The 17,585-nt window shown below is 60.2% G+C and carries 19 protein-coding genes; 14 read left to right on the top strand and 5 right to left on the bottom strand.

What is annotated here, in order from left to right:
* The first annotated feature begins 42 nt into the window (after positions 1 to 42).
* From argS to AR306_RS00375, 14 genes are all read left to right on the top strand, one after another.
* A complete protein-coding gene (gene argS / locus AR306_RS00440; RefSeq protein WP_101495586.1) occupies positions 43 to 1,785 on the top strand; it encodes an arginine--tRNA ligase in 1,743 nt (580 codons plus the stop codon).
* Between the two features lie 2 nt (positions 1,786 to 1,787).
* Positions 1,788 to 2,468, top strand: a complete 681-nt coding sequence (locus AR306_RS00435; RefSeq protein ID WP_101495585.1) for an SPOR domain-containing protein — start codon at positions 1,788 to 1,790, stop codon at positions 2,466 to 2,468.
* Positions 2,469 to 2,665: 197 nt separating this feature from the next.
* Entirely contained in the window at positions 2,666 to 3,196 is a 531-nt protein-coding gene (gene hslV, locus AR306_RS00430) for an ATP-dependent protease subunit HslV (RefSeq protein WP_101495584.1), read from the top strand.
* Positions 3,197 to 3,421: 225 nt separating this feature from the next.
* Positions 3,422 to 4,747, top strand: a complete 1,326-nt coding sequence (gene hslU / locus AR306_RS00425; RefSeq protein WP_101495583.1) for an ATP-dependent protease ATPase subunit HslU — start codon at positions 3,422 to 3,424, stop codon at positions 4,745 to 4,747.
* Positions 4,748 to 5,026: 279 nt separating this feature from the next.
* Positions 5,027 to 5,404 carry a gamma-butyrobetaine hydroxylase-like domain-containing protein gene (locus AR306_RS00420; protein WP_101495582.1) on the top strand — a complete coding sequence of 126 codons (378 nt, stop codon included), beginning with the start codon at positions 5,027 to 5,029 and terminating at the stop codon, positions 5,402 to 5,404.
* A gap of 82 nt (positions 5,405 to 5,486) precedes the next feature.
* Positions 5,487 to 6,245 carry a bifunctional demethylmenaquinone methyltransferase/2-methoxy-6-polyprenyl-1,4-benzoquinol methylase UbiE gene (gene ubiE, locus AR306_RS00415; RefSeq protein WP_101495581.1) on the top strand — a complete coding sequence of 253 codons (759 nt, stop codon included), beginning with the start codon at positions 5,487 to 5,489 and terminating at the stop codon, positions 6,243 to 6,245.
* Complete coding sequence (locus AR306_RS00410) at positions 6,245 to 6,865, top strand: ubiquinone biosynthesis accessory factor UbiJ (protein WP_101495580.1); 621 nt, start codon at positions 6,245 to 6,247, stop codon at positions 6,863 to 6,865. The genes ubiE and AR306_RS00410 overlap by 1 nt, the downstream gene beginning before the upstream one ends.
* Positions 6,862 to 8,427 (top strand): ubiquinone biosynthesis regulatory protein kinase UbiB, encoded by a 1,566-nt coding sequence (gene ubiB, locus AR306_RS00405; protein WP_101495579.1) that lies wholly within the window; start codon positions 6,862 to 6,864, stop codon positions 8,425 to 8,427. Before AR306_RS00410 ends, ubiB begins: the two co-directional genes overlap by 4 nt.
* 9 nt (positions 8,428 to 8,436) lie before the next feature.
* A complete protein-coding gene (hisI, locus tag AR306_RS00400; RefSeq protein WP_101495578.1) occupies positions 8,437 to 8,835 on the top strand; it encodes a phosphoribosyl-AMP cyclohydrolase in 399 nt (132 codons plus the stop codon).
* Entirely contained in the window at positions 8,832 to 9,167 is a 336-nt protein-coding gene (locus tag AR306_RS00395; RefSeq protein ID WP_101495577.1) for a phosphoribosyl-ATP diphosphatase, read from the top strand. Before hisI ends, AR306_RS00395 begins: the two co-directional genes overlap by 4 nt.
* 24 nt (positions 9,168 to 9,191) lie before the next feature.
* Positions 9,192 to 9,413 (top strand): twin-arginine translocase TatA/TatE family subunit, encoded by a 222-nt coding sequence (gene tatA / locus AR306_RS00390; protein WP_101495576.1) that lies wholly within the window; start codon positions 9,192 to 9,194, stop codon positions 9,411 to 9,413.
* A gap of 8 nt (positions 9,414 to 9,421) precedes the next feature.
* Positions 9,422 to 9,817 (top strand): Sec-independent protein translocase protein TatB, encoded by a 396-nt coding sequence (gene tatB, locus AR306_RS00385; RefSeq protein WP_101495575.1) that lies wholly within the window; start codon positions 9,422 to 9,424, stop codon positions 9,815 to 9,817.
* Positions 9,814 to 10,623 (top strand): twin-arginine translocase subunit TatC, encoded by an 810-nt coding sequence (gene tatC, locus AR306_RS00380; protein WP_101495574.1) that lies wholly within the window; start codon positions 9,814 to 9,816, stop codon positions 10,621 to 10,623. The genes tatB and tatC overlap by 4 nt, the downstream gene beginning before the upstream one ends.
* A 6-nt stretch (positions 10,624 to 10,629) precedes the next feature.
* Positions 10,630 to 11,340 (top strand): 16S rRNA (uracil(1498)-N(3))-methyltransferase, encoded by a 711-nt coding sequence (locus AR306_RS00375; RefSeq protein ID WP_101495573.1) that lies wholly within the window; start codon positions 10,630 to 10,632, stop codon positions 11,338 to 11,340.
* Between the two features lie 252 nt (positions 11,341 to 11,592).
* Here the strand turns inward: AR306_RS00375 and AR306_RS00370 are convergent, their stop codons facing one another.
* From AR306_RS00370 to nosZ, 5 genes are all read right to left on the bottom strand, one after another.
* Positions 11,593 to 12,261, bottom strand: coding sequence for a nitrous oxide reductase accessory protein NosL (locus AR306_RS00370; protein ID WP_101495572.1), 669 nt, complete (start codon positions 12,259 to 12,261; stop codon positions 11,593 to 11,595).
* 98 nt (positions 12,262 to 12,359) lie between these two features.
* Positions 12,360 to 13,190 (bottom strand): ABC transporter permease, encoded by an 831-nt coding sequence (locus AR306_RS00365; RefSeq protein ID WP_101495571.1) that lies wholly within the window; start codon positions 13,188 to 13,190, stop codon positions 12,360 to 12,362.
* The gene (locus AR306_RS00360) at positions 13,187 to 14,101 is read right to left on the bottom strand and encodes an ABC transporter ATP-binding protein (RefSeq protein ID WP_101495570.1); all 915 of its coding nucleotides are present in this window, start codon (positions 14,099 to 14,101) and stop codon (positions 13,187 to 13,189) included. The genes AR306_RS00365 and AR306_RS00360 overlap by 4 nt, the downstream gene beginning before the upstream one ends.
* Entirely contained in the window at positions 14,101 to 15,450 is a 1,350-nt protein-coding gene (locus AR306_RS00355) for a nitrous oxide reductase family maturation protein NosD (protein WP_101495569.1), read from the bottom strand. Before AR306_RS00355 ends, AR306_RS00360 begins: the two co-directional genes overlap by 1 nt.
* A 71-nt stretch (positions 15,451 to 15,521) precedes the next feature.
* Positions 15,522 to 17,444 carry a TAT-dependent nitrous-oxide reductase gene (nosZ, locus tag AR306_RS00350; RefSeq protein ID WP_101495568.1) on the bottom strand — a complete coding sequence of 641 codons (1,923 nt, stop codon included), beginning with the start codon at positions 17,442 to 17,444 and terminating at the stop codon, positions 15,522 to 15,524.
* Positions 17,445 to 17,585: the final 141 nt, after the last annotated feature.

Raw genomic sequence — 17,585 nt, 5'->3', positions numbered from 1 at the left:
TAATACCCGACTATTTTTGCCTGTTTTACATCCGGAACCTCCATGAAAGACCACATTCGCCAGCTTGTTCAATCCGCCCTGCAGCAACTTGTCACCGACGGCAGCCTGCCCGCCGGCCTGCAACCAAATATCCAGGTGGAGAACGCCCGCGACAAGACCCATGGTGACTTTGCCAGCAACATCGCCATGATGCTGGCCAAACCCGCCGGCATGAAACCCCGCGACCTGGCCGAGAAAATCCTTGCCGCCCTGCCGCAGGACGAACAGGTCAGCCAGGTCGAAATCGCCGGTCCCGGCTTTCTCAATTTCTACCAGAACCATGCCGCCCTGGCCCGCCGCCTGGATGCCGCACTGGCTGGCGACCGGCTCGGGCTACCCGTGGCCGCTACCGCACAAAGGGTAGTGGTCGACCTGTCCTCGCCCAATCTGGCCAAGGAAATGCATGTCGGGCACCTGCGCTCCACCATCATCGGCGATGCCGTGGCACGGGTGCTGGAGTTTCTCGGCCATGACGTGATCCGCCAGAACCATGTTGGCGACTGGGGTACCCAGTTCGGCATGTTGCTGGCCTTTCTGGAAGAAAACCCCGACGCACAGCAACAGGGGCTGGCCGACCTTGAAGAATTCTATCGCGCTGCCAAACAGCGTTTTGACGAGAGCGAGACCTTCGCCAACCGTGCCCGCGAGCTGGTGGTCAGCCTGCAGGCCGGCGACGCCGAATGCCTGCGGCTGTGGCGCAGCTTCAATGACATCTCCCTGAGCCACTGTCAGCAAGTGTATGACCGCCTTGGCGTAAAACTGGGCATGGATGACGTGCACGGCGAAAGCGCCTACAACGACGACCTGGCCAATGTGATTGACGCACTGCAGGATAAAAACCTGCTCACCGAAGACCAGGGTGCCCAGTGCGTCTTCATGGACCAGTTCAAGAACAGCGAAAACGAACCACTGCCACTGATCGTGCGCAAAGCCGATGGCGGCTACCTGTACGCCACCACCGACCTGGCCGCCATCCGCTACCGTCACGGCCAGCTCAAGGCGGATCGTGTGCTGTACTTTGTCGATCAGCGCCAGGCCCTGCACTTCCAGATGGTATTTGCCGCTGCCCGGCTGGCCGGTTTTGCCAGCGAGGACATGCAGCTGGAGCATATGGGCTTTGGCACCATGAACGGCGCCGATGGCCGCCCCTTCAAGACCCGTGACGGCGGCACGGTAAAACTGGTCGACCTGCTCAACGAAGCCGAACAACGCGCCTACAGCCTGGTCAAAGAAAAGAACCCGGAACTGGACGAGAGCGAGTTGCAGGACATTGCCCGCACCGTCGGCATTGGTGCCGTCAAGTACGCCGACCTCAGCAAGCATCGCGCCAGCGATTACAGCTTCAACTTCGACCAGATGCTCAGCTTCGAAGGCAATACCGCACCCTACATGCTGTATGCCTATACCCGCGTGGCCAGCATTTTCCGTCGCCTGGAGACCTCAATGCACGACAGCCTGGGCGGCTGCATCCAGCTGCAACATCCGGCCGAGCAGGATCTGGCCGCAGCCCTGGCCCGCTTTGGCGAAGTGCTGGGCAACCTGGCCGACAAGGGCACACCGCACATCTTGTGTACCTACCTGTATGAGCTGGCCGGCCTATTTTCCAGTTTCTACGAACAGTGCCCGGTGCTGTCGGCCGAACAGGCTGACATCCGTGACAGCCGCCTGCGTCTGGCCGCCCTCAGTGGCCGCACCCTGCAAACCGGACTCGGCCTGCTGGGCATCAACACCCTGGAGCGCATGTAACCATGGCAGCACGCAAAAAAGCCGCCCCGCCGAAGCGGGGAGCCACCCGCTATCAGGAGCCTGTCCGCAAACCGGTGCATCCACTGGTATGGATTGTCTGTGGGCTGGTTCTGGGCGTTTTTGTGATGTCGCTGCTCAAGCTGGAACCTGGCAAGGACAACGTCAAGCGTGAAACCGCCAAGCCTGCCGCCACCAAACCGGCAACCAGCCAACCACCAGGCAAGCCTGCCAGCGAGCCGGCAGCCAACAAGCCGAAGTACGAATTCTATACCCTGCTGCCGGAGTCCGAGGTGATCGTTCCACCCGACGCCCTGCCGGAAAAAGCACCGCCGCCGCCCAGCGCCAGGGAGGTTGAAGCCAAACGCCAGGCCGAAGCCGCCCGCGCCCAGGCGCTGCTGGATGGCAAGCAACCGCCACCGGCACCGCCACGCAAGGAGGTGACCCAGTTCTACCTGCAGGCGGGCTCCTTTCCCGAGCGGGAAAAAGCCGAAGCGGTACGTGCCCGGCTGCTGCTGACCGGCCAGAATGTCCACATCGAACCGGGACAGGTAGCCAACAAGACCTGGTACCGGGTACTGGTCGGGCCGTTCGCCAGCCGCGAACAGCTCAACCAGGCGCAGACCCAGCTGTCACAAAGCGGCTTCAACAATCTGCTGCTGCAGCAACGCAAGGCACGGATATAGCCTTCTACACTGCCGGCCTTGTGCAATCAGCAGGCCGTACCCACATCTTTTCACGCACCAGGCCGGCAACCATCATGATTGCCGGCCTGATGCGATAATCACTTCGAGAAAGGCTTAATCCCCCGGCCAGCCCTTGAACTTCGCCTGCCCCGCCCCCAACTCCTGCTGATACTGTCAATCCTGCTGGAGACACTCCCTTGACTACAATCGTATCCATTCGCCGCAACGGCAAGGTCGCCATGGGCGGCGATGGCCAGGTGTCCCTGGGCAATACCGTCATGAAAGGCAACGCCAAAAAGGTCCGCCGCCTCTATCACGGCGAAGTTCTGGCCGGCTTTGCCGGTGCCACCGCCGATGCCTTCACCCTGTTCGAGCGTTTTGAAGGCCAGCTGGAAAAGCACCAGGGCCATCTGGTGCGTGCCGCCGTCGAACTGGCCAAAGAGTGGCGCACCGACCGCAGCCTGAGCCGGCTGGAAGCCATGCTGGCAGTCGCCAACAAGGACGCTTCGCTGATCATCACCGGCACCGGCGACGTGGTCGAACCGGAACACGGCCTGATCGCCATGGGCTCCGGCGGCGCCTTTGCCCAGGCGGCCGCCCTGGCCCTGCTGGAAAACACCGAACTGAGCGCCCGTGAGATCACCGAAAAAGCCCTCAACATCGCCGGCTCGATCTGCGTGTTCACCAACCAGAACCTGACCATCGAAGAGCAGGACAGCGACGTTTAAGTCCTGTCCTGCACGCTTATAGCTTTTTATCTGCCGGACAGATGCAGACCCGAACACTACTGCGGAGTCAGCAGCAGCGGCGGGTGACAGGTGAAGCAGGGCTTTGCCGCCATGGATGGCGGCATGGAGCTTACAGGGACGTACTTGCAGCGACCCTGCGGAACCTGTTACCCGCCACTGCCGACACCAACATCTTCCGGCAAAACCAGTCAACGGAGACTCCCCATGTCCATGACACCCCGTGAAATCGTTCACGAACTCAACCGCCACATCATCGGCCAGGACGAAGCCAAGCGCGCCGTCGCCATCGCCCTGCGCAACCGCTGGCGGCGCATGCAGCTGCCCGCCGAGCTGCGCGCCGAAGTCACCCCGAAAAACATCCTGATGATCGGCCCGACCGGCGTCGGCAAGACCGAAATCGCCCGTCGCCTGGCCCGTCTGGCCAACGCCCCCTTCATCAAGGTCGAAGCAACCAAATTTACCGAAGTCGGCTACGTCGGCCGCGATGTCGAATCCATCATCCGCGACCTTGCTGATGCAGCCATCAAAATGCTGCGCGAACAGGAAATGCAGAAACTGCGTCACCGCGCTGAAGACGCCGCCGAAGAACGCATCCTCGACGCCCTGCTGCCAGCCGCCCGCAGCGGCTTCGAAGAAGAGGCCCGTGGTGCGGACAACGCCACCCGCCAGCTGTTCCGCAAACGTCTGCGCGAAGGCCAGCTGGACGACAAGGAAATCGACATCGAAGTGGCCGAAGCGCCAATGGGCGTGGAAATCATGGCACCGCCCGGCATGGAAGAAATGACCAGCCAGCTGCAAAACCTGTTTTCCGGCATGCACAAGGACCGCAAGAAAACCCGCAAGATGCGCGTCGCCGATGCCCTCAAGCAGATCCGCGACGAGGAAGCCGCACGCATGGTCAACGAGGAAGAACTCAAGGCCCGAGCCCTGGAAGCGGTCGAGCAAAACGGCATTGTGTTCATTGACGAGATCGACAAAATCGCCAAGCGCGGCAACGTTGGCGGTGCCGATGTCTCCCGCGAGGGAGTCCAGCGTGACCTGCTGCCACTGATCGAAGGCTGCACCGTCAACACCAAGCTGGGTACGGTCAAGACCGACCATATCCTGTTTGTCGCCTCCGGCGCCTTCCACCTGAGCAAGCCCAGCGATCTGGTACCCGAGCTGCAAGGCCGCCTGCCCATCCGTGTCGAGCTGAAGGCCCTGACGCCGGAGGACTTCCAGCGCATCCTCAAGGAACCCCATGCATCGCTGACCGAGCAATACGTGGCGCTGCTGGCCACCGAAGGCCAGGACATCCACTTCACCGATGACGGCATCCAGCGCATCGCCGAGATCGCCTGGCAGGTCAACGAAAAGACCGAGAACATCGGCGCCCGCCGCCTGCATACCTTGCTCGAGCGCCTGCTGGAAGAGCTGTCCTTCAATGCCGGCGAAAACAGCACAGGCCGCATCGACATCGACGCCGCCTATGTCGACCAGCACCTGGGCGAACTGGCCAAGGACGAAGACCTGTCACGCTACATCCTGTAAGCCATACCGCTTTATTCACCCGTTGTAGGTGCGAATTCATTCGCACACCCGGCTAAAGGGTCAGGTACGCTTGCAAATGTACCTGACCCCTTTAACATTCCAGTCACTATCAGGCTGTCCCGGTCATTGTTTCTTCGCACGGCTGGAAATCTCGTATAGGCATGCCTGACTGACCTTGAAAAGTGAAGCCATTTCGACACCTGCCTGATGAAGGCAAACAAAGCAGATCATTTTGATTATCATGGTGTCCCGTCACCCGCTTGCAGACCTTGGACCCGCATGATGAAAATCCCCAACAAGATCCGCCTCAACATCACCGACCAGCAACTGGAGCTGGGTTACGCCAGCGGCGAAGAGTTCGCCCTGCCTGCCGAGTTTCTGCGCGTGCTGTCGCCCTCGGCCGAAGTGCAGGGTCACGGCAACCCCGTATTGCAGACCGGTAAGCAGTTCGTACGTCTGACCAATGTCGAAGCCGCCGGCAACTATGCTCTCAAGCTGTCCTTCGACGACGGTCACGACAGCGGCCTCTACACCTGGGACTATCTGTACCGGCTGGGCAGCCGACAGCAGGAGCTGTGGCAGGATTATCTGGAGCAGCTGCGCAACGCCAACCAGTTTCGCGACCCCAGCCAGTCGGCCGTCAAGATAATGCTCTAAGCCTGACCTGCGTCATGCCCGGGCAAGACAAAGACGGCCCGTGGCAGTAGAATGTGCACCAATTTCGCAAAGGTGCAGGAACATGAACGATACACGCCAGGACTCCACCACCCATTTCGGTTACCAGACCGTCGAGGAAAGCCGCAAAGCGGAAAAAGTCGCCGAAGTTTTCCACTCCGTGGCCTCGCGCTACGACCTGATGAACGACGTGCTTTCGGGCGGCATGCATCGCCTGTGGAAGCGTCAGACCATCGAACTGTCCGGCGTGCGTCGTGGCAACCAGGTACTGGACATCGCTGGCGGTACCGGCGACCTGAGCCGCAAGTTCTCCAGCCTGGTCGGGCCGGAAGGCCAGGTGGTGCTGGCCGACATCAACGACTCCATGCTCAAGGTCGGCCGCGACCGACTGCTGGACAAGGGTGTAGCCGGCAACGTGCGCTTCGTGCAGGCCGACGCCGAGTGTCTGCCCTTCCCCGACAACCACTTTGACGTAGTCACCATCGCCTTCGGCCTGCGCAACGTCACCCATAAAGACCGCGCCATCGAGTCCATGCTGCGTGTACTCAAGCCCGGTGGCCGCCTGCTGATCCTTGAGTTCTCCAAGCCCGGCAACCCGCTGCTGTCCAAACTGTACGACACCTACTCGTTCAACTTCATGCCGCTGGCCGGCAAGCTGATCACCAACGACGCCGACAGCTACCGCTACCTGGCCGAGTCGATCCGCATGCACCCGGACCAGGAAACCCTCAAGGCGATGATGGAAGCCGCCGGTTTTGCTGGTGTCACCTACCACAACATGACCGGTGGCATTGTCGCCCTGCACCGGGGCATCAAGCCCTGATGCTCACCCAACTGTTGCTGGCCGGCGCCGATAGCGGCATCAACGCCCTGCTCGAACTCGACCCGCCCAGCCTGAAACGCATCCGTGCGCTGAGCGGGCAGGTACTGGCCGTTCACGCGCGTGAGCCCGCTTTTACGCTGTTTGTCATCCTGCATCGGGACGGCCTGCAACTGGCCCGCGAATGGCAGGCACCGGCCGATTGCACTTTGAGCGCCACCTGCGCCGAGCTGTGGCAGCTGGCAACCACTGCCGACAAGGCCGCCGCCCTGTATCAGCCCGGTGTCAGCATCGAGGGCAGCAACGCGCTGCTGGTCGAGCTGGCCGACATCATGCAGAACATGGACATCGACTGGGAATTCCGTCTGCAACAGTGGTTCGGCCCGGTCGCTGCCGGCCTGATCGGCAGCCACCTGCGCCAGCGTGGCCAGTGGAGCGCCGCCAATCTGGCCAGCCTGCAACAGCGCCTGCAGGACTGGCTCGCCGAAGAAACCCGCCTGCTGGTCGGCAACAATGAAGCCGAAAGCCGCTTTACCGAGCTGGACCGTCTGAAACTGCAACTGGACCGCCTCGAAGCGCGTGCCGCACTGGTCCGCCGCCAGCTGGAGCCTGATTCCGAATGAAATTCCTTGCCGTGCGCCGCCTGTTCAACATTCTGCGCGTGATCATCCGTTACCGCCTCGACGACTACCTGTTTGCCCTGAACCTGCCCTGGTATCTGGCCATCTGGCAACGCCTGCTGCCCTGGCGCTGGCTGCGCAACGACATGACCCGCCAGCCCCGTGGCGAAGCGGTACGCCTGGCGCTGGAAGACCTGGGCCCGGTCTTCGTCAAGTTTGGCCAGATCCTCTCTACCCGTCGCGACCTGCTGCCACCCGACATGGCCGACGAACTGGCCAAGTTGCAGGATAACGTGCCGCCCTTTCCGCCCGCCGAAGCCCGCGCCCGCATCGAGGCGGAGCTGGGTGGCCCGGTCGAACAGCATTTCGCCTGGTTTGACGAGCAGCCACTGGCCTCGGCCTCGATTGCCCAGGTACATGCCGCCCGCCTGAAAACCGGCGAAGACGTGGTGATCAAGGTCATTCGCCCCGGCCTCAGACCGGTGATCGCCCAGGACATCGCCTGGCTGTTCCTGCTGGCGCGCATTGCCGAGCGGCTGTCTGCCGACGCCCGCCGCCTGCGCCCGGTGGAAGTGGTCACCGACTACGAAAAAACCATCTACGACGAGCTCGACCTGCTGCGTGAAGCTGCCAACTGCAACCAGCTGGGCCGCAACTTTGCCGACTCGCCGCTGCTGTATGTGCCAAAGATCCACTGGGATCTGTGCCGTGAAAAGGTGCTGGTGATGGAGCGCATCTACGGTATCCAGGTCACCGAGCTGGATACCCTGCGCGACCAGAACACCGACCTGAAAAAACTCGCCGAACGCGGCGTCGAGATCTTCTTCACCCAGGTGTTCCGTGACAGTTTCTTCCATGCCGACATGCACCCGGGCAACATTTTCGTCAGCACCAAAACGCCCTGGGACCCGCAATACATCGCCATCGACTGCGGCATCGTCGGCAGCCTGACCAATGAAGACCAGGACTATCTGGCTCGCAACCTGCTGGCCTTCTTCCAGCGTGACTACCGCAAGGTGGCCCAGCTGCACATCGACTCCGGCTGGGTGCCTTCCACCACCAGGGTCAACGAGCTGGAAGCGGCAATCCGTACCGTATGCGAGCCGATCTTCGAGAAGCCGCTGAAAGACATCTCCTTTGGCCTTTTGCTGCTGCGCCTGTTCCAGACTGCCCGCCGTTTCAACATGGAAGTGCAGCCTCAGCTGGTGCTGCTGCAAAAGACCCTGCTCAACATCGAGGGCCTCGGCCGTCAGCTGTATCCCGATCTGGACCTGTGGAGCACCGCCAAGCCCTATCTGGAACGCTGGATGCGCCAGCGTTACACCCCGAAGCACATTGCCGGCCAGCTGCAACAGCAGATCGAGAAGCTGCCCCATCTGGCCACTACATTGCAGCAGCGGCTTGAGGCACCCAAAGCACCCCGGCCGCGCAAGAACCGCAACGACTGGCTGCTCGGCGGCGCCCTGGTACTCGCTGCCCTGCATCAGGGCGTGGCCCTGAACAGCGAAGCCTGGCCCGCCGCATTGGCACTGGTTGCCGGCCTGTACCTGATAGCCCGCAAGTAAGGAGCCTGCATGAACGACAACTGGCTAGACGAAATCAAGTGGACCACCGACGGGCTGGTACCGGCCATCGCCCAGGATCACCGGAGCGGCCGCGTGCTGATGATGGCCTGGATGAATGCTGAATCCCTGCGCCTGAGTGTGGCCGAAGGCCGTGCCATCTACTGGTCGCGTTCGCGCCAGAAGCTGTGGCGCAAGGGCGAGGAGTCCGGCCACATCCAGAAACTGCATGACATACAACTGGACTGCGACGGTGACGCCATCGTGCTGCTGGTCGAACAGCTCGGCGGCATTGCCTGCCATACCGGCCGGCAAAGCTGCTTTTACCGCAGCCTGCAGGACGGCCAGTGGCAAGCCGTCGAGCAGGTCCTGAAAGATCCCACTGACATTTATCAAGGCACTGGTGCATGACTACCGATACTCTTGAGCGCATTGCGCAAGTCCTGGCCCAACGCAAGCAGGCATCTGCCGATAGTTCCTATGTGGCCAGCCTGTATCACAAAGGGTTGAACAAGATTCTGGAAAAGGTCGGCGAAGAGGCCACCGAAACCATTCTTGCCGCCAAGGATGCGCAAACATCAGGTAACACTGATGACCTGATTTATGAAACCGCTGACCTGTGGTTTCATAGTATGATTATGCTTTCCGCACTGGATGTGCATCCACAGGCCGTGATTGACGAGCTGGAGCGCCGTTTCGGTGTTTCCGGGCATGTGGAAAAAGCATCACGCAAGCAAGACTGATTCTGACTACTACAGGAAAACATTATGGGTATTAGCATTTGGCAGTTGTTGATCGTCCTTCTGATCGTGGTGATGCTGTTCGGCACCAAACGCCTGAAAAACATTGGTGGCGACCTTGGCGGCGCGATCAAGGGCTTCCGCAAGGCAATGGAAACCGACGACGACAAGCCATCGGTAACCAAGGAAAGCGGCGGCCAGACCTATGAAGCGGAAGCGCACAAGGTCGAAGACAACAACAAAGGCTGACCGGGTCCATGTTTGACATTGGTTTTTCCGAGCTGCTGATGGTCGGCCTGGTGGCCCTGATCGTGATCGGGCCGGAACGTCTGCCGACCGCTGCGCGAACCATCGGATTGCTGCTGGGCCGTGTCAAACGCGGCATCAACAGCGTCCGCGAGGAGGTCGAGCGCGAGATCGGTGCCGACCAGATCAAGCTGCAGCTACGCAACGAGGAAATCCTGGCCAAGGAGCGCAAACTGCTGGAAGACACCCTCAAGCAAGCCACCAGTGTCGGCGCGGATTTTGAACAGAAGCTGCGCGAAACCACTTCCATCCTGAACAGCCCGGCAGTGTCCGACACCGAGCAGAAAAACGGCGTCGACTCCAAACCCGAGCCTGCCTCCATTGAGCAAGACAAACAGCAGCAATGAATTCACCTGCATCCCAAGACGGCTCAATGCCGCTGATTGCCCACCTGACCGAGCTGCGCACCCGCCTGTTGCGCTGCGTCATCGCGGTACTGGTCATTTTTGCCTGCCTGTTCTATTTCTCCCAGGAAATCTACGCACTGGTCGCAGCCCCGCTGCGGGCACAGCTGCCGGCCGGTGCCAGCATGATTGCCACCGGTGTTGCCACGCCCTTCCTGACCCCGTTCAAGCTGACGCTGGTGATTTCCCTGTTCGCGGCGGTACCCTACATTCTGGCGCAGATCTGGGGCTTCATTGCACCCGGCCTGTACCAGCATGAAAGACGCATCGCGTTGCCGTTGCTCGCTTCCAGCGTACTGCTGTTCTACGGCGGCATGGCCTTTGCCTATTTTGTCGTCTTCCCCATCATGTTCGGTTTCTTCTCCGCCGTGACGCCGGAAGGTGTCGACATGATGACCGACATCAACCAGTACCTGGACTTTGTCCTGACCATTTTCTTCGCCTTCGGCGTCGCTTTCGAGATCCCTGTGGCAACCTTCCTGCTGGTCTGGGCCGGCGTGGTCAGCGTTGAAAACCTGCGTAAAAGCCGTCCTTATGTGATTTTCGGCTGCTTTGTGGTGGGGATGATCCTGACACCACCGGACATCTTCTCGCAGACCCTGCTGGCCATTCCCATGTGGTTCCTGTTTGAGCTGGGGCTGATCTTCAGCAACATGGTGCAAAAAGAGCGCGACGCCCGGACCGAGCGGGAAGACGCCGAAGAGCAGCTCGCCGACGACCACAGCGACCTGCCGGCCTCCCGCGACTAACCCATAGTGAACCTGCTGCTGCTCTCTCCTGATGACCTGCGCGCAGACGGTAGCGCCGTTGTCGAAGACCGCCGTCTGCAACACATGCTGCAGGTGCAGCGGGTCGAGCCCGGCCAGCAATTGCGTGCCGGGCTGCTGGGCGGCCTGATGGGCCAGGCCACGGTGCAGCAGCTGGACAGCCACCAGGCACATCTGACCCTGCTGCTAGATCAGCCCCCGCCCGCCAAATTGCCGCTGACACTGGTGCTGGCACTACCGCGCCCGAAGATGCTCAAGCGCACCCTGCAAACCATCGCCGCCATGGGCGTGCAACGCCTGGTGCTGGTCAACAGCTTCCGGGTGGAAAAGAGCTTCTGGCAAACACCCTGGCTACAGGAAGACAGCATCCGCGAGCAACTGCTGCTCGGGCTGGAGCAAGCCTGTGATACGGTGTTGCCCGAGGTGATACTGGAGAAGCGTTTCAAGCCCTTTGTCGAGGATCGTCTGCCGGCACTGGCGGCCGCCAACCTCAAACTGGTGGCGCACCCCGGCGAACATCCCGAATGCCCGCGTGCGCTGGGCGAACAGCCGCTCACTCTGGCCATTGGCCCCGAAGGCGGCTGGATTCCCTATGAAGTCGAGTTGCTGCGCAAGGCAGATTTTGCGCCGGTGCAGCTCGGTCCGCGCATCCTTCGTGTCGAAACCGCCGTACCGGCGCTAATCGCCAGGCTGTATTAACCACAACTGTAGGTGCGAACTCATTCGCACACAAACAATAGCCTGCCAGGACATACCTGATGTGTTCGAATAAATTCGAACCTACAAGCGTGTGTCGGTTAAGCCTTCGCGCAGGGTATGTAGGTGCGAATTCATTCGCACAACTCCAGCGCATCCATTTCATGTACGAATAAATTCGTACCTACATACACACAAAAAAACGCCACGCTGACAACCCGGGCTGCCAGCGTGGCGTTTTTTGTTGCTTGTTACTTAGTGCTCTGCATGCTCACCAGCTGAGTGGTCATCATGCTCATCCTCATGGTCAGCCTCGCCATGGGAGCCGTGCTCCGGCTCGGCATGATCGTCACCGCCGTGCATCTGGTGCTGCAGCATCTCGCCCATTTCGGCGGCATGCTCGTGACCGGCACGGGCGATTTCCTGCAGCACTTCCAGGCCGATTTCGCCATAGGCCAGCACACGGCCACCGGTTTCTTCCGCCAGCTTGTCGGCGGCGGCACGGTCGCTATAGGAAGCGATGGACGGCCCCATGGCGCCCATCAGGCCGCTGCCAACCACATACCAAGCTTCACGTGCATCCATCAGGTGTTCGTCTTCCGGCTGGTCCCAGTGGGTCTTTGCCATGTCATGCACATAGATCTTTGCCTGCAGGGTCTTGTTCTCGGGCTGCAGCAGCCAGCTGAACATGTCTACCGTGGAGCAGAATTTGTGTGTTTCGCCATTTTGCGTGTTGATGCTCTGGCCCTTGGAGCCGGGCCACTCGGTGATCAGCATGCCACACACATGGCACTCGTCACCGGAATGAAAAGCGACCGGGTCGGTATTGATCTCTTTTTTCGGCTCATCGCTGCAGGCAGTCAGCATGACGGCAGCAGCCACGGCCAGCAGCCAGTTCAGGCCGGTTTTTTTCAGTTTCAACATGGCTTGTGTTCCTTTGGTGTGTCAGTGATAGACAGCACAGGCAGTGCCTGCGTTTTACGTGGCACGGCCCCGGTAATGCGGACCCGGGGCCGTTTGCATCATCCAACCCGCTTGGCAAAGGCCAGATGGGCCCAGCCCAGAATCACGCCCAGCCAGACCAGCAGGCACAGCCAGAGCGCAGTCAGCCCCATCGGCAAGTCACCGGCCAGCGACATCACGCCCAGCCCCTGGGCCCCTGCCTCGAAGCCGGCCAGGTTGATCAGCCGATAGATATCCGCCGGGTTGAGCAGCAGCAGCCAGGGCAGCAGTTCCGGGCTGATCTTGCCCTCACTGACCACCAGAATGGTCAGCAACGCCAGATCGAACACCAGCACAAACAGGAACCAGACGCCCAGCGCAAGGCCCGCTGCGGTCGATTTTTCCGTGGCCCGGCTGCTCAGTACGTAGGCAAAGGCCAGAAACACCAGCCCCAGCAGAGTCGATGAGAGGATGAAGCGGACAAATGCCGAGACCAGCAAACTGATGGAAACATCCGGCACCAGTACCGCAATCGCCACCGCCGCACTGCCAAAACCAAGCAGGGTGGACAGGCCCAGGATCATGCCATGACCGAGAAACTTGCCGGTCAGCAACTGACTGCGGCTCAGCGGATAGGTCAGCAGCAGCATCAGGGTACCACCCTCTTCTTCCCCGACAATTGCGTCGTAGGCCAGTAACAGGGCGATCAGCGGCATCAGGAAGGTGGCCAGGCTGGCCAGGCTGGCAATGGTGGCAGGAATCGAGGTGAAGCCGACCTGCCCAGAAGCCGCCGCGCCAAACCAGGCAATGCCGACTGCCAGCACCGCAAACAGCAGACTGATCGCCAGCATCCAGCGGTTGCGCAGGCCGTCACTGAACTCCTTGCGGGCAATATTGAAAATCTGTCTCATTGTTGTACTCCTGCCACACCCACGGCACCGGCTTTTTCCGTGTAATAACAATACAGGTCTTCCAGCGAGGGAGGCCGTACTTCCAGGTCCAGCGGCTGCTGCTGCAACAACTGGCCGACCACCTCAAGACGGGCATCCGGCCGCACCGCCAGCTCTTCCCAGCCGTCGTGCAGCGTACTGCGGCTGTCGATCGCCGGGTGGCTAATCTCGCGCCCGGCCAGGCCGCGCACGCGCAGGCGCACCGGCAAACCGGCATGCTCGCGCAATTCGTACAGGTTGCCGGCCACTTCAAGATGGCCACGCGCCATGACCACCGCCTTGTCGATATAGGACTCGACACCGGGCAGCACGTGCGAACAGATGATGATGCTGGTGCCTTCATTGCGCAGCTTTTCCATCAGCCGGTACAGCGACTGGGTGGCAATCGGGTCCAGCCCGACTGTCGGCTCATCCATGATCAGCAGTTTCGGGTTGCCCAGCAACGCCTGCGCCAGGCCGAGACGCTGGCGCATGCCCTTGGAATATGCCTTGACCCGTTGGCGGCTGGCGGCAGTCAGGCCGACCTGCTCCAGCAGCTGTTCCACCTGTGCCATGCTGGCACCCTTGAGGCGGGCAAAGTGCTGCAGGGTTTCCAGCCCGGTCAGCTGCGGATAGAACATCACGTTTTCCGGCAGAAAACCGATCTGCTGGCGGATTTTGGCATCCTGTGCCTGCCCGCCCAGCACCTTCAGCTCGCCGCCGCTGTGACGGATCAGGCCGAGAATCAGACGTACCGTGGTGGTCTTGCCGGCACCGTTATGGCCGAACAACCCCATGATCTCGCCTGGCTGCAGATTCCAGCTGATATCGTGCAGCACCTGAAATTTGCCATAGTGCTGGCATACCTTGTTGAGCTCTACTACCGCTGACATTAATGTTTTCCTTCTGGCCGGACTTGCATGATTTTTACGGGCCGCATCAGTGGATGACTGTCCTGGACGCCGGGATATTTGACCACAGGAAAGGCCCTCTGCACCCAGCGCAGCACCTCGATGCCGGGACTGTGCATCAGCAGGCGTACCTGCGGATAGGTCCAGAGCAGGCGGTCCACGTTGTCGTTGGGCTCGTAGGGCACATCACCGATGCCGTCGTCATTGCGGTCCCAGCCCAGGTAGTCACTCCAGAAGTTGCCCCGCCCTTCGTGGGACCATTCCTGGTAGCGCAGAGCCACGTACTTCACCTGCTGCTGGTTGCTGACAAAACTGTTGTCATAAATCTTGTTGTCTTCCGAGCCGGCGGTCAGGTTGATACCCAGCGCACTGTTCTCGAAGTGGTTGCCGGAAACGGTATTGAACAGCGAGTTGTAGATGAACAGCCCCTTGCCTTCGCCACCGGAGATATGGATGCCGTCGCCAACTCCGGCCTGCACTGCAGTGACAAAGTTGTCTTGCAGGGTCGAGTAGGTGACATAGTTCATCAGGATGCCGTAGTTCTCGTCGTGATCGGAATAGTTGTTCAGGACGGTCAGCTGGCGGCTCTGCATCAGCGCATAGCCGGTACGGGTACGGCGGGTTTCGTTGTTGATGACCTGGTTGCGGTTGGAAAACATGTAGTGGATACCGTAGCGCATGTCACGCAGGCGGTTGCCGTCGATCACGTTGTCGTTGGAAGCGTCGATATAGATGCCATCACGCACGTGCCAGACTTCGTTGTCCTTGATGGTGGCATAGCGTACAGCGAAGAAATGCAGGCCGTTGCCACGGTCCTGGGTGCGCAGGCTGTTGTCGCCCTGCACCTTGTTGCCAATCACGCTGACATGCGGTGTGGCATCCACCCACACGCCAAAGCCGGGGCCCTGCAGGGAGTTGCCCAGCACCTGTACCCGCTCGGCGGTACGCTCGATAAAGATGCCGGCATTCATGTTGGTCAGGTTTTTGCCCCAGTTCTCCAGGCGGCAGCCTTCCAGCGTGGCATCGGCGGCGCGGAGATTGAGGGTGTTTTTCTCGCCGTTGCCATCCAGGACCGCACCTTCATCACAGGTCAGGCGGATAGGAACGTCGAGTACGAAATTTCCGGTATAGCGACCGGCCGGCAAGCGCCAGTGGGTATCGCTGACCTGCTGCAATGGCAGTGTGGTGACTGATTGCAGGGTTGCATCGGCATCCGGCGGTGCCTGGATGGCATGCAGGTTCAAGTTGCTGAGGGAGTCGGGAGTTTCGCTGGCGAGGACCGGTACTGAACACGCCAACACTACGCTAAAAACAGCCAACTTTATGTTCATGTACAGCCTTATGGTATGGATACAATCATGAAAACGGCCCGCCCGTGGGCAGGCCGTTTTGGAGTTTACACTCAGTTGGCAGGTTTTACATACATGCGACCGGCCATTTCCATGTGCAGGGCATGGCAGAACCAGTTGCAGTAGTACCAGAACATGCCGGGCTTGTCCGCCACAAAGGTGATGGAGGACGTCTGCTGCGGGCTGATTTCCATGCTCACGCCATGGTTGACCATGCAGAAACCGTGGGTTACGTCTTCGATCATGTCGAGGTTGGTAACGAATACGGTCACTTCGTCGCCCTGATTGACTTCAAACTCGGTGAGGTTGAAGGTCGGGGCGGCGGAGGTCATGTAGACACGGACTTTCTTGCCGTCGCGGATGACCTTGTTGTCCTTCATCAGGTCAATGCCGTCTTTTTCGGCAATGGCACGGGTGGTGGCGAAGTAGGGGTCATTGCGATCCCAGACTTTTTTGGTCTGGATCTGGTCACGGCGGGCCATGATGCAGTCGTGCGGCTCGGCAAAGGTCGGGCCGTCATGCACCAGCTTCATTTCGTCGCCGGAGATGTCGATCAGCTGGTCGTTCTCGGGGTGCAGCGGGCCAACCGGCAGGAAGCGGTCCTTGGAGAACTTGCTCAGTACCACCAGCCACTTGCCGTCAGCTTCGCTGGACTCGGTCAGGGAGGCGTGGTTGTGGCCGGGCTGGTAGTGTACATCCAGCTTCTGCTTGATGTAGTTGACCTTCTCGCCGTTGTAGAAACGGATGGCTTCCTCGATGTTCCACTTGACCACCTGGCTGTCGATGAACAGCGTGGTATAACCATTGCCGCGGCCGTCAAAGGTGGTATGCAGTGGACCAAGGCCCAGCTCCGGCTCGCCCACGATCACTTCACGCTCGTCAGCGAACTTGTCGTTGAACAGGTCTTCCAGCTTGTCGATGGCGATGATGGAGCAGGTCGGAGACAGTTTGCCGTTGGCAATGAAGTACTTGCCGTCTGGCGAGGTGTTCAGGCCGTGCGGGTTCTTCGGAACCGGAACGTAGCGGGTTACGCGGGCGTTCTTGCCGTCCTTCTTGCGGCCGTCAACCACCGGCACCTTGGAGTCACCGATGGTGGTGAAGTTGCCTTTCTTGATCTCTTCCTCGATGCGCGGAATGTTGAACACGGTGACCCAGTCACGTTCGTTACGCATCTGGCCGGCCAGGTCGGTGGCGCCTTCGGAGTTGTAGCAGGTGGACGCTGCGTACTTGCCGGTGTAGCACATGTCACAGTTGTCCAGGTTGCCGTCAACGATCACCTGCCAGGCCACTTCCATGGTCTCGGCGTCAACCGCGTTGAACATGGTGAACTTCTCGGACTTGTCCCAGTTCTCGAAGTTGACGGAACCGTCGTTGGGCTGGGGAATGATGAATTCCGCGTTGCAGAAGACATACTTGGTGTGCGGTACCTTTTGCAGGCGCAGACCGTGGATGGACTGGACGTTCGGAATGGTGGTGATCTTGTCACACTTCATGATGTCCAGACGAATACGGGCAACGCGGCTGTTGGCTTTGTCGTTGATGAACAGGTATTTGCCGTCGTATTTGCCATCGGTCATGGAGATGTGCGGGTGGTGCGCGTCACCGTTGAGGAACTTGACGCTGTCGCCCAGCACTTCGCGGGACTCGTTGGTCAGGCCCCAGCCGGTGGCGGAACAGGTGTTGAACACCGGAATGCGCATCAGCTCACGCATGGACGGAACACCTAGGACGCGGACTTCACCGGAGTGACCGCCACTCCAGAAGCCGTAGTATTCGTCCAGTTCACCCGGGCCGACATGAGTTTTCAGCTGTGATTCCTTGACGGCTGCCGCCCAGGATTCACGTGTCATCACGGTACCGCCCATGGTGGCAGCGCCAGCTGCCAGGGTTGCTCCTGTTACGGCTGTCGCACCGAGAAAGCCACGGCGACTAAGGCCGGCTTTTTCTGCTTCTATAGTGGTTTTCTTATCGCTCATGACAGAGTTATCTCCATAGTATTGGCCTGAACCTTGCGGTCAGGTTGAAGCATCCAGCTGTACAGCCGGGATGATTTGCGGCTCGCCGGCATCGGGAGCAGCTTTTGTGCGCTGGCGGCGTTTCTTTTTCGCCACCAGCGG

Origin of the sequence: Thiopseudomonas denitrificans (genome assembly GCF_002866065.1) — a bacterium.
Taxonomy (GTDB): domain Bacteria; phylum Pseudomonadota; class Gammaproteobacteria; order Pseudomonadales; family Pseudomonadaceae; genus Thiopseudomonas; species Thiopseudomonas denitrificans.
This window is presented reverse-complemented; position numbering and strand designations above follow the sequence as displayed.